We start from the raw sequence: 22,214 nt of genomic DNA on the forward strand, positions 1-22,214 counted from the left end.
ATAACGCGCGTGGCCTCTGGAATCGGTCGCATCCTTAGCGGCGAATCCAACCACTCACCGACGAAAACGCTTCAGGTAGGAGACAAAAATGGACGGCAACAACATCGGCAAATGCCCGGTTATGCATGGCAGCGTGACCGAAACAGGCGCCAGCGTCATGGATTGGTGGCCTAAATCCCTCAATCTCGACATCCTGCATCAGCACGACCAGAAAACCAATCCGCTCGGCGCAGACTTCAACTATGCCGAAGAGGTCAAGACCCTCGACTTCGAGGCGGTCAAGGCCGACGTCAAGGCGCTGATGACCGACAGTCAGGAGTGGTGGCCCGCCGATTGGGGCCATTACGGTGGTCTGATGATCCGTCTCGCATGGCATTCCGCCGGCTCCTACCGTCTGGCCGATGGGCGTGGCGGCGGCGGTCATGGCAACATCCGCTTTGCGCCCCTGAACAGCTGGCCGGACAATGGCAACCTCGACAAGGCACGTCGCCTGCTCTGGCCGGTCAAGAAGAAATACGGCAACAAGCTGAGCTGGGCCGACCTGATCCTGCTCGCGGGCAACATCGCCTATGAGTCGATGGGCCTCAAAACTTTTGGCTTTTCGTTCGGTCGCGAAGACATCTGGCACCCCGAGAAAGACACCTACTGGGGCGCTGAAAAAGAATGGCTGGCCCCCTCTGACAGCCGTTATGAGAGCGTCGAGAACCCGGCCACCATGGAGAACCCCCTCGCCGCCGTGCAGATGGGCCTGATCTATGTAAATCCCGAAGGCGTGAACGGCAAACCCGATCCTCTGGCGACCGCCGGTCAGGTGCGCGAAACCTTCGCCCGCATGGCCATGAATGACGAGGAAACCGCAGCCCTGACCTGCGGCGGCCACACGGTAGGCAAGGCGCATGGCAATGGTGATGCGTCCGCGTTGGGCGCAGAGCCGGAAGCGGCAGATGTGGAAAATCAGGGCTTTGGCTGGGTCAACCCCAACCTCGGCGGCAAGGCAACCAATGCCGTGACCTCGGGCATCGAGGGTGCATGGACCACCCACCCGACCAAGTGGGACATGGGCTATTTCAAACTGCTGTTCGGTTATGAGTGGGAACTCACCAAATCCCCCGCCGGTGCGCAGCAATGGCGGCCCATCGACATTCGCGAAGAGGACATGCCGGTCGATCCAACCGACGAGACCAAGCGCGTCATGCCGATGATGACCGATGCGGACATGGCGATGAAGATGGACCCGACCTATCGCGCCATCTGCGAAAAATTCATGGCCGATCAGGCCTATTTCGAGGATTGCTTTGCCCGCGCGTGGTTCAAGTTGACCCACCGTGATCTGGGCCCCCGGACCCGCTACATCGGCCCGGACGCCCCGCAAGAGGATCTGATCTGGCAAGACCCGATTCCCGCGGGCTCGACCGGCTACGACGTCGCCGCCGTCAAGGCCAAGATCGCCGCAAGCGGTCTGAGCCTGTCGGACATGGTTGCCACCGCATGGGATAGCGCGCGCACGTTCCGCGGTTCGGACCTGCGTGGCGGTGCCAATGGCGCGCGCATCCGTTTGGCCCCGCAAAAGGACTGGGAAGGTAATGAACCTGCCCGTCTGGCGCGAGTGCTGGCCGCGCTCGAGCCCATCGCGGCAGAGACCGGCGCAAGTGTGGCGGATGTGATCGTTCTGGCAGGGAATGTCGGCATCGAACAGGCGGCCAAAGCCGCAGGTTTCGATATCGAGGTGCCCTTTGCCCCCGGTCGCGGCGACGCGACTGCGGAAATGACTGATGCCGCATCCTTTGAAGTGCTGGAGCCGCTGGCCGATGGCTTCCGCAACTGGCTCAAGAAGGACTATGTCGTGTCCCCCGAGGAAATGCTGCTCGATCGGGCGCAGCTCATGGGCCTCAGTGCACATGAGATGACCTGCCTCATCGGTGGCATGCGGGTTCTGGGAACCAACCACGGCGACACGGCCCATGGTGTCTTTACCGACAAGGTGGGCGCGCTGACGACGGACTTCTTCACCACGCTCACCGACATGAGCTACAAGTGGGAACCAAACGGCGATGGCACCTACAACATCACCGATCGCAAATCGGGCGCAGTGAAACACACCGCCACCCGTGTCGATCTGGTGTTCGGGTCGAATTCGATCCTGCGGGCCTATGCCGAAATCTATGCACAGGACGACGCCCCGGAGAAGTTTGTGCGCGATTTCGTCGCCGCGTGGACCAAGGTGATGAACGCAGACCGCTTCGATCTGGCCTGATCGCTTCTCTTGATGAAAATAGAACGGCGCGGCGAGGCATCGCCGCGCCTTTTCGTTTCGCACCCGGACAATCGGCAATCCGGCGCGCGCGCATCCTGAGATCGCTTTTGATTCGGAAACAATCGGGCTATCTTGAGACCAGAGCCACACAACAAAGAGGCCGGGCCATGCGAGCAGCATATCTAGGACTATTGAGCGTTCTGATCGGGGCATCCCCAGGGTTGGCCCAAGCAGTTGAGCAATCGTTGCGCCCCCAGATGCGGCCCGGTTCTGGTCTCATCACGGCAGCGGTAATTGTGGCCAGTGACGTGCCGATACGCAGCCTCCGTCCCCAGATGCGCCCCTCTGGCGTGTCAGAGACTGCCATCGTGCCGGTTAACGCAAACCCCCGCTTCGACAGTTGGGTTGCCGGTTTTCGGGGCCGCGCCCTGTCGCAGGGGATCAGCGGTCAAGTGTTCGACCGCGCCTTTCTCGGCGTGACCTTCAATGCCGAGATCGTGTCCAAGGACCGCAACCAATCGGAATTCAAGCGCGAGATCTGGGATTATCTCGACAGCGCCGTCTCACCCGTCCGGGTCAAGAACGGGCAAGAGGCGCTGCGCAAGCACCGCCGCGCGCTGGAACGGATCGAGGCGCATTACGGCGTGGAAAAAGAGGTGGTCGCTGCCGTCTGGGGCATGGAGAGCACCTATGGCGAACGGCTGGGCGATCTGCCGCTGATTCAATCGTTGGCAACGCTGGCCTATGACGGACGGCGCGGGGCATTCTTTGAAAAACAGCTCATCGCCGCCTTGCAGATCCTGCAATCTGGCGATGTGACGCCAGAGAACATGAAGGGCTCTTGGGCTGGTGCCATGGGGCATACGCAGTTCATGCCAACCTCTTACCTCGCCTATGCAGTGGATTTCACCGGCGATGGCAAGCGTGACATCTGGTCGGACAACCCCACGGACGCCCTCGCCTCGACCGCGGCCTATCTCAAACGCTTTGGCTGGACCAAGGGTCAGCCCTGGGGTGTCGAGGTGCAAGTGCCGCGTGGCTTCAGCGCCGGGGCGGCCAAGGCCAAGCGCCTGCCGTCACAATGGGCGGCGCAAGGCGTCGTCGGCATGGATGGACGCGCGGTGCGCGATTACGGCAATGCCTCGATCCTGCTGCCTGCAGGGCTTCAGGGGCCAGCCTTCATGGTCTTTGACAATTTCGGTGTGATCAAGCGCTACAACAATTCCGATGCCTATGCGCTTGGCGTCGGGCATCTGTCGGACCGGATCGGCGGAGGGCCTGAAATCCGTGGGGCCTGGCCTCGCGGCTATAACCCCCTGTCCTTTGAGGAAAGGATGGAGATGCAGCGCCGTCTGCAACGCAAGGGTTTCGCCATCGAAAAGATCGACGGCATCATCGGCCCCAACACGATCAACGCAATTCGCGCCTTTCAGCAATCCGTGGGGGCGACGCCAGATGGCCTGCCGTCGCAGGAACTGCTGGCGCTGCTGAAACGCTCGTGAGCGCCTGCGAGGCGGACAGCGGCGCTCTGGCGGGCCTCATCTGCTGCCCGACCTGCGATCTGGTTTATACAGCGCCAGAGGTGGCGATGCGGCAACGCGCAGTTTGCGCGCGCTGCCATACGGTGCTGATCGCGCCCCGGCGCAAGGCGGGCAAACAGTTGATTTCCCTCGCGCTGACGGTGCTCATTCTCATCGTGGCGGCGGTGCTCTTTCCGTTCCTGTCCATCGGGGCGGGCGGGATGCATCATGACGCATCCATCCTGCAGGCGGCTTTCGTGTTCGAGGGCGGGCTGTCGGTGCTGGCGGTGGCCGTGCTTTTCTTTATCGTGGTGATCCCGGCGCTGCGCCTGCTCTTGTTGATCTATGTGCTCGCCCCCATCATCGGTGACCGCCCGCCTGCGCCCCTTGCGCGCCCCGCCTTTCGCCTCTCCGAGGCGCTCGTGCCTTGGTCCATGGCCGAGATTTTCGCCATCGGCTGCGCGGTTGCCTTGGTCAAGCTGAGCGATTTGGCCGACGTGGCCTTTGGTCCGGCCGCGTGGATGTTCGCGATACTTGTGGTGCTCGTCGTGGCGACGGACAGCCTGATGTGCCGCTATTCGATCTGGGCCTCGCTGGATCAATGAGAACCGCGCGCGACATGGGCCTGGTCGGCTGCACCCGTTGTATGAGAGTTGCCCCGCTCGGCACGGCCCTTTGTCCGCGCTGCGGCAGCATCTTGCACTCCCGCGATCCCATGGCCCTGCAAAAGGTCTGGGCATGGTGGTTGTTGGGTCTTGGCTGTTACATTCCCGCCAACCTCTACCCTATGCTAGAGACGCGGACATTGGTCAGCACGCAGTCCGACACAATCGTGGGCGGTGCCGTGACATTGGCGCAGCATGGCAACTGGGGCGTGGCCTTGATCATTCTAGTGGCCAGTGTGGTGATCCCGGTGGCCAAATTCCTCGTGTTGGCCGGCCTTGCCTTTGGCGTATGGCGTGGCACGCGCCTGTCACAGGCGCGGCAACATCTGCTTTACGAGATTGTGGAATATATCGGCCGCTGGTCCATGATCGACGTCTTCGTTGTGGCTATTCTGTCGTCTCTGGTGCAATTGCAGGCCTTGGCCACGATCACGCCGGGGCGCGCCAGCCTGTTTTTCGCCCTTTCGGTGATTTTCACCATGCTTTCAGCCCAGAGTTTTGATAGCCGCATGATCTGGGACAGCGCCCGCCCGCCTGACGATCAAGAGGACCGCCAAACGTGACCCAAACCGCCACGCCGCCGCCAGAGCCCCCCGTCACCCCAGCAGGGCGCAGCCTGATCGACCGCATCTCGGTGATCTGGCTTGTGCCCTTGGCGGCTCTGCTTGTCGTGTTGGGTGTTGCATGGCAGGCCTATTCCGAACGTGGGCCACTCCTCGAGATCGCCTTTGATAACGCGTCTGGCGTGCGCGCGGGGACGACCGAATTGCGCTATCGCGATGTCACCGTCGGGATGGTTGAGGATGTAAGCTTTGCGCCCGGGCTGGACCGCGTGCTGGTCAAGGTTCGCGTGGATCAGGAGGTAGCCCCCTATATCGACGGGGATGCCCAATTCTGGGTCGTGCGCCCCCAGGTCACAGCGCGGGGGGTGACGGGCCTGGGGACGGTGCTCTCGGGCGTGTATATCGAGGGTCTGTGGGATAATAGCCCCGGTGCGGCAGTCACGCAGATCACCGGCCTGCCCGATGCCCCGCTGGAGCGTGTGGGACAGGACGGACTGCGCCTCATGCTGCGCGCGCAGGGGCGTGCCTCGCTGGTCGAGGGCGCACCGGTGGTCTATCGCGGTATCGAGGTGGGGCGCATCGGGCGACCGCGGATCACCGCCGATGGGGCCTCGGCAGAAGCGGAGGCGCTGATCTTTGCCCCGCATGATCGGCTGATCAACAGCGCCACGCGGTTTTGGGACACGTCCGGGTTTTCCTTTTCGCTGGGGCCCGGCGGCGCGCAGCTCGATTTTTCATCCGTGGCGGCCCTCGTATCGGGTGGTGTGACGTTCGAGACGATGATTTCTGGCGGCACCGCAGCACGCGCCGGGGACGACTATACCGTCTACCCAGAGGAATCCGCCGCCCGCGCCAGCCTCTTTCGCGGCGATGACAGCGAAGTCTTAACGCTGTCCGCGGTGTTCGAGGACAATATTGCCGGCCTCACCGTCGATGCTCCGGTGGAATGGAACGGGCTGCGCGTCGGTCAGGTGAGCGCTCTCAATGGCGTGGTGGACGAGGACAGGTTCGGCGACGGGCGCGTGCGGCTTTTGGTGGATCTGGCGATACGACCCGGTCGGTTGGGACTGGAGGGAGCCGCAGGGCGCGAGACGGCGTTGGAGTATCTGCACGAAAGCGTCGCGCGGGGGCTGCGCGCGCGCCTCGCCTCGGCCTCGCTTCTGACGGGCGGGCTCAAGATCGAACTGGTCGATGTCCCCGATACCCCCCCAGCCGAGATCGAAACGATGGAGGGCGGCGACCTGCTCCTGCCCACCACCGACAGCGAGATCGCCGATGTTTCGGCCACCGCGACAGGCGTCTTCGAGCGGATCAACGCCCTGCCCATCGAAGAGGTGATGGCCGAGGCGATCGCTCTCATGCAAAATGCCAATGCGCTTGTCTCGAGCAGCGAGACCCGCGACATACCGGGCAGTGTCAACGCGCTTTTGGATGAGACACGCGGCGTCATCGGCGCGCCAGAGGTTCAGGCCCTTCCCGCGCGGCTTGATGCGTTGCTGACCGAGATGGAAACGCTGGTCGCACAAATCGCGCAAGAGGCACTGGCGACCAAGCTGAGTACCGCGCTCAGCGATGCCTCCGCGGCCTCGCAAGGGGTGAGCGACGCGGTCAGCGGCGTACCCGATCTTGTCGCGCGGCTGGATGCCGTGGCGCAAAAGGCCGAGAGTGTCGAGATTGACGCCTTGGCAGCAGAGCTGACCGAGCTCATCCGCAGCGCGGATGCGTTGATCGCCGGAGAGGGCGCGCAGGCGTTGCCAGGTACGCTGAATGCCACCCTTGAAGAATTGCGCAGCGTGCTGGCGCAATTGCGCCAAGGCGGCGTAGTCGAGAATGCCACGGCGGCCCTCGGCTCGGCCCGCGACGCGGCGGATACCTTTGCCGAGGCAGGGCGCGATCTTCCCGGTCTCATTGCCGAAGCCGAGGCGGTGCTGGCACAGGCGCGCGGCACATTGGCAGGCTATGCTGCGGACAATGGCGTGGGCCGCGACGCCCGCGCGGCAATGCGCGAGGTTGAACGCGCCGCCCGCGCCGTGTCATCATTGGCCCGTGCGATTGAACGCAATCCGAATTCGCTGCTGTTGGGAAGATGATGAGAATGAAGAACTTTTCTGCCGTCCTCGTGCTTGCCACACTCGCCGCTTGCACCTCTGCGCCCGAACAGCGCCTGACCGTGCCGCGCGCGCCGGTCGAGACCAAGCTGCGGATCGCCTTTGCGTCGGTCGCGCTGCGCGAAGTGTCCTTGCCAGGCTACGCGGCGGGCGAGGACGTCTATCTTTCGGATGCGGCGGGCGTACTGCGCACCCAACCGGGCCTCTTCTGGGCGGATGACCCAAGCCGCGCCATCACGCTGGAACTCAGCCGTCATCTGGCGCAGATCACGGGCGCCAAGATCGCGGCAGAGCCTTGGCCCTTTGGCGGATTTCCTGAGGCGCAGGTCGAGGTGCGGGTCGAAGAGATGCTGGCACAGGAGGGCGGCATGTTCCGCCTTGCCGGGCAATATTTCGTGTCGTCCGAGACTGGCCGCGCAAGGGCGCAACTCTTTGATCTGAGCGTGCCGTTGCCGCTTGAGGCGGGTGCAACTGCCATCGCCGCCGCGCGCGCCCAAGCGGTGCGGGATCTTGCGGTTGCAATCGCCCGCGACGGGCTTCGATAACACCTGCGCTACCGCCGCTTACGCTCCGCCTTGCGGCGATCAACCGCCGCTTTGCGCTTGGCGCTGCCCAGTTTGCGCTTGGGCGGTCTACCTCGAGAGGCCCGCGGGCCCTTTGGCAAAGTCTCGCCATCAAGGCTCACGAGTTCCAGCGCGATGCCACCTGTCACCGGCGCGGCCTCGGCCAGCTTGACCGTGACGCGCTGCCCAAGTCCAATCAGGAGCCCGGTATCAGACCCCATCAGCGTCCCCGCCTCGCGGTCGAAATGGAAATACTCACGCCCCAATGAGCGCACCGGGATCAGCCCATCGGCCCCGGTCTCGTCCAGTTTCACAAAGACCCCGAACTTGGCGATGCCGCTGATCCGTCCGGTGAATTCCTCGCCCAGCCGTTCCGACAGGAACGCAGCCAGATAGCGATCATTGGTGTCACGCTCAGCCATCATCGAGCGGCGCTCGGTATCGGAGATGTGCTGCGCCGTGGCCTCAAGCTGAGCTTCTTCCTCGTGGCTCAGGCCGTCCTTGCCCCAGCCATGCGCCGAAATCAGCGCTCGGTGCACAACCAGATCGGAATAGCGCCGAATGGGCGATGTGAAATGCGCATAGGCCTGAAGGGCCAAACCGAAATGCCCGAAATTCTGCGGTGCATAGTAGGCCTGCGTCATGGCCCGCAGGGTGGACATGTTGATGACTTCGGAATGGTCCGTGTCGCGCGCGGCATGCAAAAGCGCGTTAAGATGCGCAGTTTTCAGCACCTGCCCCTTGGCCAGAACCATCCCCGCCGCCGCTGCCACGTCGCGCAGCGCGTCGAGCTTCTCGGGGCTTGGTTCCTCATGCACCCGGAACAAGAGCGCCGATTTGCGCGCCACCAGCGTTTCGGCGGCGGCCACATTGGCCAGCACCATACATTCCTCGATCAGCTTGTGGGCCTCCAACCGCTCGGTGAAATTCACCGACAGAACCTTACCCGCATCGCTCAGCACAACCTTGCGCTCGGGCAGGTCGAGATCAAGCGGCTGACGCCGCCGCCGCGCCTCTTCAAGGGCAGCATAGGCGGCATAGAGCGGCGTGATCACCTCCTCCATAAGTGGCGCGCATTTGTCATCCGGCGCGCCATCCTGCGCGGATTGCACCTGTTGATAGGTCAGCGAGGCGGCAGAGCGCATGAGCCCTCGCACAAAGCGATGCCCGATCTTGTCGCCTGTCGCGGTGATCTGCATCCGCACCGCGATACAGGCGCGCGGCACCCCTTCGTGCAGAGAACACAGATCGCCCGACAACCGGTCAGGCAACATCGGCACCACGCGGTCGGGAAAATAGCTTGAGTTGCCGCGCTTGCGTGCTTCATGGTCCAGCGCGGTGCCGGGGCGCACGTAATGCGCCACATCGGCAATCGCGACCCAGATCACATGCCCGCCCGGGTTCTTCGGATCGTCATCGGCATGGGCCCAGACCGCATCATCATGGTCGCGCGCATCCCATGGGTCGATGGTGATCAGCGGCAGGTCGCGCAGATCCTCTCGGCCCTTGAGCCCCGCCGGTTTCATCGCATCCGCTTCGGCGATCACCGCATCGGGAAAGGTATCGGGGATTCCGTGCTGATGGATCGCAATCAGCGACACGGCCTTGGGTGCCGAGGGATCGCCCAGCCGGTCGAGCACCCGCGCCCTTGGTAGCCCCATGCGGCCCACCGGCCCCGCCTGTTCCCCTTCGACCAGTTCGCCGTCCTGCGCACCGCCTGTGGCATCGGCAGCCACCAGCCATTCCTTGCCGTCGCCCTTGTCGATTGGCAGGATACGCCCGCCCTCGGCCCCCTTGCGGAAAATCCCCAAGACCTTGCGTGGATTGGTACCGATACGACGGATCAGCCGCGCCTCGTAATGGTGGGTCTCGCCCTTGACCTCTTGCAGCCGCGCTAAGATGCGGTCTCCCGCTCCCATTGCAGGATCCGAGGCCCGTGGAACGAGCAGCACAACGGGTTCCACACCCTCGCCCGTCCACTCGAGGGGACGCGCCAAAAGCTCGCCGTCAGAGGCTGGTCCGGTGATCTGCAACACGCTCACGGGTGGCAGGCGATCAGGGTCACGATAAGTCTTCTTGCGCTTTTCCAGGTGGCCCTCGTCCTCCAGTTCCTTGAGCAGGCGCTTGAGGTCGATCCGCGCAGCCCCCTTTATGCCAAAGGCCTTGGCGATATCGCGTTTCGCGGTGAGGGTCGGGTTGTCCGAAATCCATTGCAGGATTTCGATCTTGCTGGGCATCTGGCTCATGGTTTGGCCCTATCACGAAGCACGGGCGGCGTCATCTGGGAAACCACCGAAATCCCGCGTCAGGTTTAGAGAATTCTTCACCCTTTGGCCTCTAAGGTCAGCCCTGACCCGCAGAGAGGCCCGCGATGAAAGCACCCACTCCCTTGGCCCGTCTGGCCCCGCCCCATCGTGGCGGGGTGGCGGCCCATCTGACCCGCTCGCAAAAGGCGGCTATCATCGTCCGGTTTCTGATCAATGAGGGTGCCGAAATCGCGCTGACCGACCTGCCGGATGTGCTTCAGGTACGGTTGACCACACAGATGGGGTCGATGCGTTATGTCGACCGCGGCACGCTCGCCGATGTGGTCGCGGAGTTCGCGCAGGAGTTGGAGGGCATGGGCCTGACCTTTCCGCGCGGGGTGGCAGGGGCGCTCAGCGCGCTTGATGGTCGGATCAGTCCACAAACCGCCGCGCGCCTGCGCAAAGAAGCGGGCGTGCGTCAGCAGGGCGATCCTTGGGAGCAGGTGAAACAGGCCGATCTTGACGCGCTCATCCCGATTGTCGAACGCGAGAGCACCGAGGTTGCGGCGGTGCTCTTGTCCAAGCTCGACGTGGCGCGCGCGGCAGATCTCTTGGGCAAACTGCCCGGTGAACTGGCGCGGCGGATCACCTATGCCGTGTCGCAAACCGGCGTAGTCAGCCCGGAAGCGGTGGACAGGATCGGTCTGGCGCTCGCGGCGGAACTGCATGACATTCCAGAGGCCGCCTTTGCCCAAGGGGCGGTCGAGCGTGTCGGCGCAATCCTCAACTTCTCCCCCGCCGCGACGCGCGATGACGTCCTGACAGGATTGGACGAAGCCGATCAGGAATTTGCAAACCTCGTGCGGCGGGCAATCTTTACCTTTGTGCATATTCCCGACCGGGTAAAACCCACCGATATTCCACGCATCACCCGCGAGGTGGATCAGGCTGTCCTCGTCACGGCGCTTGCAGGGGCGGCCTCGGGCGACCTGGCGCCGGTGGCGGAGTTCATCCTCAATAACATGGGCAAACGTATGGCCGAAGCCATGCGCGAGGAGATGCAAGAGCGCGGCCGCGTGCGCCTGCGCGATGCCGAAGAGGCCATGACCGCAGTGGTCAACGCCGTGCGCACCCTCGAGGCGGCAAGCGAGATCGCCTATGTCACCGCCCCTGAGGACGATGGCGCGTGACCTCTGGACAAGCCCTGCCTTCCCTCCTACGCTTCTTGTCATGAGCGATTGGAATGGACGCCGTTGGCATGACATGGGCGGACAGGCTGCCGGGCCTGTGCCAATGGAAGGGCATGACTTCGCCCTTTGGGAGAAGCGTATCGACGCGCTGATGGTGCTCTGCGGGCAAAAGGGACTGTTTACCGTCGACGGGCTGCGCCGCGCGCTCGAGGATATGGGCGAGGACGCCTTCGAGAAACACTCCTATTACGAACGCTGGATCGCCGCCGTGAACCAGAACCTGCTGGAAGCCGGGGTCTACTCGCTGGAAGAGCTGGCCACCCGGATGGAGGCGGTCGCGGCCCGTGGCCCCACCTATGCCGAGGCGCAAGATGGCTGAGCGGGTACGGGTCAAGGCTCTCACGCCGCCGGGCCATGTGCGCGCGCCGTGGTATCTGCGTGGCAAGGAGGGCGTGATCGAGCGGCCCTTGGGGGCATTTCGCAACCCCGAGCAATTGGCATACGGCCTGCCTGCCGAGGAAAAGCCACTTTACCGCGTGCGTTTTGCCATGCGCGACATCTGGGGTGAGGCGGCCGAGAACCCCGACGACACGCTCGATGCCGAACTCTACGCGCATTGGCTCGAAAAGGTGGATCACCATGCCCCATGACCACCACGATCACGACCATTTCCACCACGAGGGAATGAGCCCCTCTGGACACCCTTACCGCGCCGATAATGATGGCCCACTGACCTATTGGCAGCGTATGGAAATCGCGGTGCGCGAATTGCTGCTGGAAAAAGGCCTTATCACCCCTGCCGAGATTGCCGCACAGATTGAGGCGATGGATGCCCGATCCCCGGCCAATGGCGCGGCAGTGGTGGCGCGCGCTTGGGTCGATCCCGATTTCAAGGCGCGGCTTTTGGCGGATGCCTCTGCCGCCAGCCGCGAGATGGGGTTCGACATCGGTCCGCTCCACCTGATCGCGGTCGAGAATACCGCGCAGACCCATAATCTCATCGTCTGCACACTCTGCTCCTGTTATCCGCGCAATCTCTTGGGCCTGCCGCCCGATTGGTACAAAACGCGGGAGTATCGCAGCCGCGCGGTACGCGAACCGCGCGCGGTGCTGCGCGAATTCGGCCTCGATCTGCCCGATGATGTCACAGTGCGCGTCCACGATAGCACCGCCGACATGCGCTATATCGTGCTACCGGCGCGCCCCGAAGGCACAGAGGGTCTGGACGAGGCGCAATTGGCCAGCCTCGTCACGCGCGATTCGATGATCGGCACCGGCCTGCCCCGTCAGCCCTGACGCGGCGGCGGGCATGTGCGGGCGCTTTGTCATCACCCTGCCAAACGACGCGATGGCGCAACTCTTTGGCGCGGCCCCCGACAATGACCTGCCCCAGCCCCCAGATTACAACGTCTGTCCCACGGCGCGGATCGCCGCCGTGCGTCTGGGAGAGAGCGGCGCGCGGCGGCTTTCGGCCCTGCGGTGGGGATTCCTGCCCTCTTGGTATGACAGCCTGACCGCCGGACCGCTCTTGATCAATGCCCGCGCCGAGACCATCGCCGACAAGCCCGCCTTTCGCGAGGCGGCGCGCGCGCGCCGCTGCCTGATCCCATGCACGGGGTTCTACGAATGGACCCGCGACGGCGACAACCGCCTGCCATGGTTCATCCGGCGGCGGGATGGCACACCGTTGGTCATGGCCGGGATATGGCAAAGCTGGGCGCGCGGGGCCGAGCGGATTGACACCTGCGCGATTGTCACCTGCGCTGCCAATGACAGCATGGCGCAGCTGCATCACCGTATGCCCGTGATCCTCGAGCCGCAGGACTGGCCGCTCTGGCTGGGCGAGACAGGGCATGGCGCGGCGCGGCTGATGCGCTCAGCGCCCGAGGATTGTCTGGAGATGTGGCGTGTCGCCCCTGCGGTCAATTCCAACCGCGCACGGGGCGCGGACCTTATCGCGCCGGTCACAGACGCGGTGGATTGAATGGCTTCTTTCACGGGAACCCTTTTCTAACCCCGGTCAAACGATATATAGACGTCATGAAACAGACCCTGTCACATGGCAATGATCCGAGTGTGCGACTGAAATGATCCAGCATCCGATGACACTGACCGGGCCCAAGGAGGACGCGGGCGATCCTGCGGTGGTCGTTGCAACACGCCCCAAGACCAAGCGTCCGCCGCTTTACAAGGTTTTGCTACTGAATGACGACTACACCCCGATGGAATTCGTCGTCGCTGTGCTCGAGCGATTTTTCGGCATGTCGCATGCGCAGGCCTTTGAGATCATGCTGACCGTTCACAAGAAGGGACTGGCTGTGGTTGGTGTCTTCAGCCACGAAATCGCAGAAACCAAGGTGGCTCAGGTGATGGATTTTGCGCGTCGTCACCAACATCCGCTGCAATGCACCATGGAAAAAGAATAGCTTGGCCCTTGCCACTCGCCTGACACTTGCCCTCGCCGACGGGGTTGCGCCCCTGCCCGAGGCGGGACGCATTGCCGTTTTAACCCCGCGCGCAGGTGCTGATCTGTCGGCCCTACCTAAAGAGCGCGTGCAAGTGATTACTGCGCTCAAGCCCGATCACGATCACTTTGCCAGCTTGGGATATGACTGTGCCATTGCCACCGAGGGGCGGTATGGTGCCGCAATCCTCTGTCTACCCCGCGCAAAGGCGCGGGCGCGCGCGCTCTTGGCAGAGGCCGCCGCTGTCACCGATGGCCCGATCATCGTGGATGGTCTCAAGACCGATGGCATCGAATCGTTGCTGCGCGATTGCCGGCGCCGTGTGACGGTCAGCGCGCCACTCTCCAAAGCGCACGGAAAGATTTTCAGCTTTGCCGCAGGTCCAGAGTTTGCCGATTGGACCGCCACCGCATCGCAGCCCATCGCAGACGGCTTTGTCACGGCGCCGGGGGTCTTTTCGGCCGATGCCATCGATCCGGCATCGCGCTTCCTGGCCGAGAGCCTGCCGCAGGCGCTTGGCGCGCATGTAGTCGATCTGGGCGCGGGCTGGGGCTATCTGAGTGCACGAGCACTGGAGCGCGCAAGCATCGCGCGGCTTGATCTGGTCGAGGCGGATCATGCGGCCCTCGACTGTGCACGCAAGAATGTGACAGATTCACGCGCGCAGTTTTACTGGGCCGATGCAACCGTTTGGCAGCCGGAGGCGCGTGCCGATAGCGTCATCATGAACCCGCCCTTTCACGAGAACCGCAGCGCCGATCCCGATATGGGCCGCGCCTTTATCCGATCGGCAGCGGGAATGCTCAAACCCTCGGGTAGCCTCTGGATGGTCGCGAACCGCCACCTGCCTTATGAAACCACGCTTGCGCAAGCCTTTAGCTCGGTCATCGAGGTTACAGGCGATACGCGCTTCAAGATACTCCACGCCAGCCGTCCGATGCGACAGGGCCGATAGCACCGCCCGTGCGCCATGGACCCAGCTTGAAAGGCCAGACATGTCCTTCTCCATTACCGGGAAAACCGCCATTGTCACCGGGGGCGCCAATGGCATCGGCCTCGCCATTGGACGTCATTTCGCGGACAAGGGCGCCAATGTCGTCTTTGCCGATATGGACGAGGCGCGCCTGATCAAGGAATTGGGCGAGAATGACGACAGCAGCAACATCCGGTATTTTGCAGGCGACCTGCGGCAAAAGCTGACGCAGGCCAATCTGCTGTCAGCGACGATTGACGCCTTTGAGCAGGTGGATATTCTCGTCAATGCCTGCCGTCAGGTCGTGCCTTCAGACGCGCTCAACCCGGATGACGATGCAGTGGAGATGCTGCTGGAACAGAACCTCTTGACCGCGCTGCGCATGAGCCAGCAGGTCGCGCGCCGGATGATCAAGCAATCCGAGGGCCAGACCGAGGGCAGCGCCGGCACCATCGTGAACCTGTCCTCGATTGCCGCGCGCTGCACGCATCCCGATCTTTTGGCCTATTCTGTGGCCTCGGCCGCCCTTGATCAGATGACGCGCAGTCTGGCACTGGCACTGGCACCGCACCGTATCCGCGTCAACGCCCTGGCCTTTGGTTCGGTCATGAGCGCTTCGCTCAAGGAAACGCTGAGGGAACACAGCGATTACCGAAGCGACATCGAATGTCACACCCCTCTGGGTCGGATTGCATCGGCGGCAGAACTGGCCGAGGCGGTGCATTATCTGGCCTGCGATGGGTCGGCATTCATGACCGGGCAAATCATGACGGTGGATGGCGGACGCACTCTGCTTGACCCCTGCGCGGCCCCGGCGCACTAATAGGCATCATGGCCCTAGGACAAGACGAATGACCGACGATTTCACCCAGCAGAAGACCCGCGCCGCCGCATGGTTCCGCCAATTGCGCAACGACATCGTCGCCGCCTTCGAGGGGTTGGAAGACAGCCATGTCACCGGACCAATGTCAGAGGCGGCACCCGGACGGTTCGAGGTCAGCGAGACCCGCCGCCACAGCGATGACGGATCGGACGCCGGCGGTGGGCTCATGAGCGTGCTCCGTCGCGGCCGGGTGTTTGAAAAGGTCGGTGTAAATGTGTCCGAGGTTTACGGCACCTTGGGCGAAGCGGCCCAGCGTGCGATGGCCGCGCGGGGCGTGCCCGGCATGGACAGTGACCCACAGTTTTGGGCCTCTGGGATCAGCCTTGTGGCGCATATGCAGAATCCACATTGCCCGGCCGTGCATATGAACACCCGCATGTTCTGGACCCCTCATGCGTGGTGGTTCGGTGGCGGTTCGGATCTTAATCCTTGTATCGAATATCCCGAGGATACGGCGCATTTCCATGACCAGCAGCAGGCGCATCTCGACCCGCACGGGGCCGATCTCTACCCCAAACTCAAGGCTTGGGCGGATGAGTACTTCTATGTGCCGCATCGCAACCGCGCGCGCGGCGTGGGCGGTATTTTCATGGATGACCGCAACACAGGCGATTGGGAAGCCGATTTTGCGCTGACGCAGGACATCGGCCGCGCCTTTCTGCCCGCCTATGTGCCGCTGGTGGAAAAGCGCAGGATTCAGCCGTGGTCGGACGCGGACAAGGACACGCAGCTTCTGCATCGCGGCCTCTACGCCGAATACAACCTCGTCTATGACCGGGGCACCAAATTCGGGCTGGCCACGGGACACGATGCCAACGCCGTGTTGATGAGCCTGCCACCTCTGGCGAAATGGGTCTGAGCGCGCCTCAGGCGACCAGTTTCGACAAATCCGCCGCCGCCGCGCGCATTGCATCCAAGAAATCCATCGCCTGCTCGATACTGAAGCGCTGAGTGGGCGCGTGAAAGGCAAGTGTCGCCATCAACCGGTCATTGACATCGAGGATCGGCACAGCGAGGGCGATCATATCTTCCATGAACTCCTCTCGGTCGAGCGAATAGCCCTGATCACGCACACGCTGAATTTCCGCCAAGAGCGCGTCGGGATCGGTCAGAGTGTTCGGAGTGCGGGCCACAAGATCGGTGGCTGAGAGGTAGCGCACAAGGTGGCTGCGCGCCAGCGTGCTGAGATACATCTTGCCGCTTGCGGTACAGTAGAACGGCACACGCGTGCCGATGGGTAATTGTATGCGCAATGGCCATTGCGTCTCGACCCGCTCGAGATAGATCATCGCGTCCCGATCCGGCAGAGCGATATTGCAGGTTTCGCCGACCTCTTGGCTCAGGCGTTGAAGGATCGCCTGACGCGCGGTGCGGATGCGCAGCGAGGACAGAACCCCGCCCGCCAAGGTGCGCAGGCGTGGCCCCGGCGCATAACCGCGCCCATCGAGATCGCGTTGCAAGAACCCTTCTTCCTCGAGCGTGGAAAAGAGGCGGTGGATGGTTGGCTTGGGCAGCCCGAGGGTTGCATTGATCTCAGTGGGCGTGACTGGCACGCCCACGCGTGCGATTTCCTCGAGCACGAGTAGAAGTCGCAGATTGGTTGGGATTGTCCCTGCGCCTTCGCCATCCATGTTCAGCCCTTTCTTACCGTTGCGGAAGCAGCGCTGTAGACAGGGCAGGCACCAGAGCCACAAGCACCCAGACCGACAACAGCGCCACAAGGTATGGCACGGTGTAGCGTAAGAGCTTGAAATATGGAACGCCCGTCACCCCAGAGGCCACATAGAGGTTGAGGCCATAGGGCGGCGTGACAAACCCGATTGAGGCCCCAACAAGGAAGATCACCGCGAATTGCACCGGCTCGACCCCGACGGAATGTGCAATAGGGGCCAGAATCGGGGCCAGAATGATCGTCACCGGCAGGCTCTCGAGCACCATTCCGCAGACAAAGACGATGGCCATCGCGGTAAAGAGCACCGCGTAGTAGCCGCCCATCGAGGTCACGAAATTGCCGATTACTTCCTGCGCACCCAAAACCGAAAGGATTTGCTGCATCACTACCGAAACCGCGATAAGCGGTGCGAGAATGCCCGTGATCTGCGCCGAACGCATGGTGATCGAGGGCAATTCCAGAGGGCTGAAGCCTTCCACCACCAGCATTTCCGAGATCTTCTTTTCGCTGACGTCGCGCCCCTTGGCACCGCCCATCAGCTTGTAGAGCGGCAGGCTAAGAAAGCCCACGATGACGCAAAAGCCCACCGTCACACCCGCCGCCTCAGTGGGTGAAAATTTACCAGTGTAGATGCCCCAAAGCACGAGACCGATGGCAAAGAACCCCAGCCATGCGCCAATCGCGGTCTTGAAAACCCGCAGCGGGCTGAGCGGGATCAGGAACCCCCAGCCATTGCGCCAGCAGATCAGGAAGGCGGCGAACATCATGGCCAAAACCATCAATGTGCCCGGAATGATGCCCGCGACGAAAAGTTCGGAAATCGGCAGGTTGAGCAAGAAACCATAGACGATGAAGATGATCGAGGGCGGGATGATGATGCCCACCGTGCCGCCCGCCGCAGCCGTCGCCGCCGAGAAGCGCGCATCATAGCCGCCTTTGACCATCTCGGGATGCAGCATCGAGCCGATGGTCGCGGTGGTGGCCGAGTTGGACCCCGAAATTGCTGCGAAGAGACCGCACGCGCCAAGCGCCGCCATGGCCAGCCCGCCGCGTATCCAGCCAAGGCAGGCATAGGCGAAATCGCTCAGGCGCCGCGCAATCCCTGAGCGGTTGATGAGATCGCCGGTCAGAATGAAGAGCGGCATCGCCAGAAGCGCAAAGCCGTCGGTGAACACATCCCCGAGCGCCCCGCCAATGTTCTGAAGCGGCATGCCAAGAACAAAGGAGACGCCGATCACCCAATAGCCGATGACCAGAAACACCGGCACACCCAGCATGAAGAGAAACGTTACCCCGATGGAGATAGCAGTGATCAGAGTTGGGTCGCTCATGTCAATCGCCTCCGATCACTGCCTGGGTGATCAGGGTCTCGCCACTGCGGAAATTGGCAATATCTATCACAACATTCTCGATCACCCGCGCAACCAGCGTGGTAAAGGCCAGAGGCACGGACAAAAGGAACCACCATTGCATCACATTGTCGGTGCCCAGCATGATCTGAAAATTCGCGGCCGAGTTGATGGCGACTTTGGTTGACGTAACAACGACGACCCAGGAAAACCCGGTCCAAAGCAGTGCGTCGAGCATCAGGCACCCCATCTGACCCGCACGCGACATGGCGTTGCGGAATTCGGCAAAGGCCAAATGCGTGCGTAGTTTGACGTTATAGCTGCACCCGAAATACGTCATGATCAGAAAGAGAAACGGCGGCAGCGTAGTGGACCATGGTACCTGTTGCGACAGCGCGAAGCGGCGAAACACCTCGACAAAGATGATTCCGCCGATAGCCAGATAAGACACGACCATGATGGTCTTTTCCAGATTTCGCTCTGCCCAAGGGCTAAGGCGATAGAACACCAATATCACCAAGGCCAACGCCAGCATCGCGGCCAGACCGAGCGGCCAGGCCGCTGGTTCGTCCATCGCCTGACTCAACATCCAGGAATCGCCTGCCATGAGGGCACTCAGGATATCGCCTGTGCCCTGAAACCAGCCGGTCATGCCCGTTCCTCCCTTTGGGTTGCCGTATGTCCGTGCCGCACGTGTCGGCGGCTTGGGGTATCGGGCCACGCGGATTGCGCGACCCGATCAGAGCCTATCGTCTTAGACTGACCGCCACCAGCGGCGCGGTTCGACATTCTCAGGCAGCGTATCCACAGGGATCTCCCGCGCGACGTTGTAGATTTCCTGATAAGTGTCGATGCCATCGGCCCAACCATTGAGCCGCTCGCGCCACTGCGCCCAAGGCTCCGGATTGAACTCGGGCGAGCACATTTCCTCGGCCATCTTGATCTGATCATCGGCGAGAAACGCGGGGCGCACGCCGTTCTGGGCAAAAATGGTGCCGGGCAGTTGCGGGTCTGAAAAGCCCACCGTCTTGACAAGCGCCGCCTCGTTGGCCGCCTGCACATGGACCTGCGCCAGATAGGCGGACTCCATGATTGCATCCTGCAAATGCGCCTCCATCGCGTCGAACACCTTGACCGACATCGAAGTGTGCTCTGTGCCACAGAAGAATTTGAGGTCGACCGACTGGCTGACAACGGGGGCCATATTCGCATAGGCTACGGCAGAGGCCCAGGTTTCGGCCCCGTCGATCAACCCCTGCTTGAGCCCATCGAGCGTTTCCTCCCACGCCACTGGCACCGGGTTAAGGTTGAGCAGTTGCATTGCGATCCGACCGAGTTGCGTGCCGGTCACGCGGTTCTTGGTACCGAACAATTCCTCGAGCTTGGTCACGGTGGGCTTATCGGCAAAGGACTGGCCCATCTGGAGACCGCGCAATTCGCAATGCGAGAACAGGAACTTTAGCCCATGCCGCTTTTCCAAGGGCTCGCGCAGAATTTTCTGCGAGGCGGGGCTATAGAGGAAATGATACTGCGCGGCCCGGCTGGGGAACATATAGGCATAGTCGAGCACGTTCAGATAGGGCGCACCGCCGGCAGAATTCTGCGTCGAGGCGGAATACATATCGACCACACCTGTTTGGGTCTTTTCCACGCAGTTGAGCTGTCCACAGATCTGGTTGTCGCCGATGAATTCCACACGAATTTCGCCCTCGGTCCGCTCCTCCAGATCGCGGGCGAATTCCAGAACGCCGGCGCGTTCGATCAAGAGGTTGCGCGCGTTGAAACCCGCAGCCCCCAATTTCAGCGTGTGCTTGGGCTCTTTGCCAAAGCGCTTTTCATAGGTGCTCTCGGCCGCGCGCGCCAAAGACGGAAGCGAGACCGCCCCCGTCAGCGCCCCCGCACCCAATACCACGGATGACAGGCCGAACTGACCTGACAGGCGGAACAGGTCCCGGCGGGAAATTCCGCTCAGGGCTTTCGATACTTTCATGGTCTCCTCCCTATTGTGCAATTTTGATACTTGCAGTCTCAATATTGATCGAATTATCCTTAATCTGGCAAGGATATTTTTTCCATGCACCAAGAATGACCAGATGGAGGCCCGGAATGTCGGAGATTTCAGCGGATTACGTGATCGTCGGCGCGGGCTCTGCCGGATGTGTGCTGGCGAATCGCCTCTCAGCGAACCCCGCGATCAAGGTCGTTCTGCTTGAGGCAGGCGGCCGCGACTGGAACCCGTGGATTCATATTCCAGTGGGCTACTTCAAGACCATGCACAATCCGGCGGTGGATTGGTGTTATCGCACAGATCCCGATCCGGGGCTGAATGGCCGCGCACTCGATTGGCCACGCGGCAAGGTGTTGGGTGGCTCGTCCTCTCTCAACGGGTTGCTCTACGTGCGCGGTCAGCCGCAGGATTACGATCGTTGGGCGCAAATGGGCAATCCGGGCTGGGGGTGGGAGGATGTGCTGCCGCTCTTCAAACGCTCCGAACATCAAGAACGCGGTGCCGATGAGTATCACGGCGATCAGGGCACGCTTTGGGTCTCTGACATGCGCCTCAAACGCCCGATCTGTGACGCTTGGGTGGCCGCCGCACAGGAGGCGGGCTATCCGTTCAATCCCGATTACAACGGGGCCACGCAAGAGGGCGTGGGATATTTCCAACTGACCACGCACAACGGGCGGCGGTGTTCTGCGGCTGTGGCCTTTCTCAACCCGGCGCGCAAACGGCCGAACCTGACCATCATCACCCATGCCCAGGCCAGCCACATCATCCTTGAGGGGCGGCGCGCGACCGGCGTGGCCTACCGCGACCGGGCAGGCTTGGATCAGGTGGTCCTGGCGGGGCGCGAGGTGATCCTGTCCTCGGGTGCAATCGGCTCGCCCCAGATATTGATGCTGTCGGGCATTGGCGAAGCAGCGCATTTGCAGGATCACGGAATCGAGGTGCGCCGTGACCTGCGGGCGGTGGGGCGTCACATGCAGGACCATCTGCAAGCGCGGCTGGTGTTCAAATGCCATGAGCCGACGATGAACGACGAGGTGCGCAGCCTCACCAACCAGGCTCGCATCGCGCTGAAATATGCTCTCTCGCGTTCAGGCCCCATGGCCATGGCGGCCAGCCTTGCCACCGGCTTCCTGCGCACGGGCGACCATGTCGAGACACCAGATATTCAGTTCCATGTCCAACCATGGTCCGCCGACAGCCCAGGTGAAGGCGTGCATCGCTTCTCGGCCTTTACCATGTCGGTCTGTCAGTTGCGGCCGGAAAGCCGGGGAGAAATCCGCCTCGCCTCAGCCGATCCGCGGCGCTATCCGAGGATCATCCCCAACTACCTCTCGACCGAGACCGATTGCCGGACCATCGTCGAAGGGATCAAGATCGCTCGCCGCATCGCGCGCTGCGCGCCGTTAACGTCAAAGATCTCAGAGGAGTTCCGCCCCGACCGCACGCTTGACCTTGAGGATTACGAAGGCACGCTGGATTGGGCGCGGCGCTATTCAACCACGATCTATCATCCGACCGGCACCTGCAAGATGGGACAGGGACCAGATACCGTGGTGGATGCGCGGCTGCGCGTGCATGGCATTGACGGGCTGCGCGTGGCGGATTGCTCGATCATGCCCGAGATCGTTTCGGGCAACACCAACGCCCCCGCCATCATGATCGGCGAGAAAGCCTCGGACATGATCCTCGAGGATCGCGTGGTGGGCTAAGCGCGGCTCGTGGCTAGGTTTCGGCCTGTAATACCTCGGGCGG

Annotated in this window: 21 protein-coding genes; 16 read left to right on the forward strand and 5 right to left on the reverse strand. The window is 62.4% G+C overall.

Annotation, left to right across the window (positions count from 1 at the left end):
• The first annotated feature begins 88 nt into the window (after nt 1–88).
• The 6 genes from katG (at nt 89) to AACZ65_RS13415 (ending at nt 7,655) form a co-directional block, all read left to right on the forward strand.
• On the forward strand, nt 89–2,254 hold the full coding sequence (gene katG, locus AACZ65_RS13390; RefSeq protein WP_339671641.1) for a catalase/peroxidase HPI: 2,166 nt from the start codon (nt 89–91) through the stop codon (nt 2,252–2,254).
• Nucleotides 2,255–2,421: 167 nt separating this feature from the next.
• A complete protein-coding gene (locus tag AACZ65_RS13395) occupies nt 2,422–3,756 on the forward strand; it encodes a lytic murein transglycosylase (protein ID WP_339671642.1) in 1,335 nt (444 codons plus the stop codon).
• A complete protein-coding gene (locus AACZ65_RS13400; protein ID WP_339671643.1) occupies nt 3,753–4,379 on the forward strand; it encodes a paraquat-inducible protein A in 627 nt (208 codons plus the stop codon). The genes AACZ65_RS13395 and AACZ65_RS13400 overlap by 4 nt, the downstream gene beginning before the upstream one ends.
• On the forward strand, nt 4,376–5,002 hold the full coding sequence (locus tag AACZ65_RS13405; RefSeq protein ID WP_339671645.1) for a paraquat-inducible protein A: 627 nt from the start codon (nt 4,376–4,378) through the stop codon (nt 5,000–5,002). The genes AACZ65_RS13400 and AACZ65_RS13405 overlap by 4 nt, the downstream gene beginning before the upstream one ends.
• Nucleotides 4,999–7,092 carry an MlaD family protein gene (locus tag AACZ65_RS13410; RefSeq protein WP_339671647.1) on the forward strand — a complete coding sequence of 698 codons (2,094 nt, stop codon included), beginning with the start codon at nt 4,999–5,001 and terminating at the stop codon, nt 7,090–7,092. The genes AACZ65_RS13405 and AACZ65_RS13410 overlap by 4 nt, the downstream gene beginning before the upstream one ends.
• A 5-nt stretch (nt 7,093–7,097) precedes the next feature.
• The gene (locus tag AACZ65_RS13415) at nt 7,098–7,655 is read left to right on the forward strand and encodes an ABC-type transport auxiliary lipoprotein family protein (protein ID WP_339671650.1); all 558 of its coding nucleotides are present in this window, start codon (nt 7,098–7,100) and stop codon (nt 7,653–7,655) included.
• A gap of 8 nt (nt 7,656–7,663) precedes the next feature.
• Here the strand turns inward: AACZ65_RS13415 and rnr are convergent, their stop codons facing one another.
• Nucleotides 7,664–9,919, reverse strand: coding sequence for a ribonuclease R (rnr, locus tag AACZ65_RS13420; RefSeq protein ID WP_037274317.1), 2,256 nt, complete (start codon nt 9,917–9,919; stop codon nt 7,664–7,666).
• 125 nt (nt 9,920–10,044) lie between these two features.
• On the opposite strand from rnr, the gene AACZ65_RS13425 reads away from it, so the two are divergent.
• The 9 genes from AACZ65_RS13425 (at nt 10,045) to hemF (ending at nt 16,289) form a co-directional block, all read left to right on the forward strand.
• Nucleotides 10,045–11,109, forward strand: coding sequence for a FliG C-terminal domain-containing protein (locus tag AACZ65_RS13425; RefSeq protein WP_339671653.1), 1,065 nt, complete (start codon nt 10,045–10,047; stop codon nt 11,107–11,109).
• Between the two features lie 40 nt (nt 11,110–11,149).
• Nucleotides 11,150–11,488 carry a ScnB-like protein gene (locus AACZ65_RS13430; protein WP_339671655.1) on the forward strand — a complete coding sequence of 113 codons (339 nt, stop codon included), beginning with the start codon at nt 11,150–11,152 and terminating at the stop codon, nt 11,486–11,488.
• On the forward strand, nt 11,481–11,759 hold the full coding sequence (locus AACZ65_RS13435) for an SH3-like domain-containing protein (RefSeq protein WP_037274325.1): 279 nt from the start codon (nt 11,481–11,483) through the stop codon (nt 11,757–11,759). The genes AACZ65_RS13430 and AACZ65_RS13435 overlap by 8 nt, the downstream gene beginning before the upstream one ends.
• Nucleotides 11,749–12,405, forward strand: a complete 657-nt coding sequence (gene nthA, locus AACZ65_RS13440; RefSeq protein ID WP_339671658.1) for a nitrile hydratase subunit alpha — start codon at nt 11,749–11,751, stop codon at nt 12,403–12,405. Before AACZ65_RS13435 ends, nthA begins: the two co-directional genes overlap by 11 nt.
• Before the next feature lie 13 nt (nt 12,406–12,418).
• Nucleotides 12,419–13,093: an SOS response-associated peptidase gene (locus tag AACZ65_RS13445; protein ID WP_339671660.1), complete on the forward strand. Its 675-nt coding sequence runs from the start codon at nt 12,419–12,421 to the stop codon at nt 13,091–13,093.
• Nucleotides 13,094–13,196: 103 nt separating this feature from the next.
• A complete protein-coding gene (gene clpS / locus AACZ65_RS13450; RefSeq protein ID WP_037274334.1) occupies nt 13,197–13,535 on the forward strand; it encodes an ATP-dependent Clp protease adapter ClpS in 339 nt (112 codons plus the stop codon).
• A gap of 1 nt (nt 13,536) precedes the next feature.
• Nucleotides 13,537–14,529, forward strand: coding sequence for a methyltransferase (locus AACZ65_RS13455; protein WP_339671662.1), 993 nt, complete (start codon nt 13,537–13,539; stop codon nt 14,527–14,529).
• Between the two features lie 40 nt (nt 14,530–14,569).
• On the forward strand, nt 14,570–15,370 hold the full coding sequence (locus tag AACZ65_RS13460; protein WP_339671664.1) for an SDR family oxidoreductase: 801 nt from the start codon (nt 14,570–14,572) through the stop codon (nt 15,368–15,370).
• A 28-nt stretch (nt 15,371–15,398) separates the two neighbouring features.
• Nucleotides 15,399–16,289: an oxygen-dependent coproporphyrinogen oxidase gene (hemF, locus tag AACZ65_RS13465; RefSeq protein ID WP_339671665.1), complete on the forward strand. Its 891-nt coding sequence runs from the start codon at nt 15,399–15,401 to the stop codon at nt 16,287–16,289.
• A gap of 7 nt (nt 16,290–16,296) precedes the next feature.
• On the opposite strand, the gene AACZ65_RS13470 is transcribed toward hemF, so the two are convergent.
• From AACZ65_RS13470 to AACZ65_RS13485, 4 genes are all read right to left on the reverse strand, one after another.
• Nucleotides 16,297–17,061: an IclR family transcriptional regulator gene (locus AACZ65_RS13470; RefSeq protein ID WP_339671667.1), complete on the reverse strand. Its 765-nt coding sequence runs from the start codon at nt 17,059–17,061 to the stop codon at nt 16,297–16,299.
• Nucleotides 17,062–17,074: 13 nt separating this feature from the next.
• On the reverse strand, nt 17,075–18,433 hold the full coding sequence (locus AACZ65_RS13475; protein WP_037274350.1) for a TRAP transporter large permease: 1,359 nt from the start codon (nt 18,431–18,433) through the stop codon (nt 17,075–17,077).
• Nucleotide 18,434: 1 nt separating this feature from the next.
• Nucleotides 18,435–19,103, reverse strand: a complete 669-nt coding sequence (locus tag AACZ65_RS13480) for a TRAP transporter small permease subunit (protein WP_339671671.1) — start codon at nt 19,101–19,103, stop codon at nt 18,435–18,437.
• A gap of 102 nt (nt 19,104–19,205) precedes the next feature.
• On the reverse strand, nt 19,206–20,441 hold the full coding sequence (locus tag AACZ65_RS13485) for a TRAP transporter substrate-binding protein (RefSeq protein ID WP_339671673.1): 1,236 nt from the start codon (nt 20,439–20,441) through the stop codon (nt 19,206–19,208).
• A 116-nt stretch (nt 20,442–20,557) separates the two neighbouring features.
• Between AACZ65_RS13485 and AACZ65_RS13490 the strand changes: the two genes are divergently transcribed.
• On the forward strand, nt 20,558–22,171 hold the full coding sequence (locus AACZ65_RS13490) for a choline dehydrogenase (RefSeq protein WP_339671675.1): 1,614 nt from the start codon (nt 20,558–20,560) through the stop codon (nt 22,169–22,171).
• Nucleotides 22,172–22,214 lie beyond the last annotated feature (43 nt).

This window comes from uncultured Roseovarius sp. (assembly GCF_963972555.1).
GTDB lineage: Bacteria > Pseudomonadota > Alphaproteobacteria > Rhodobacterales > Rhodobacteraceae > Roseovarius > Roseovarius mucosus.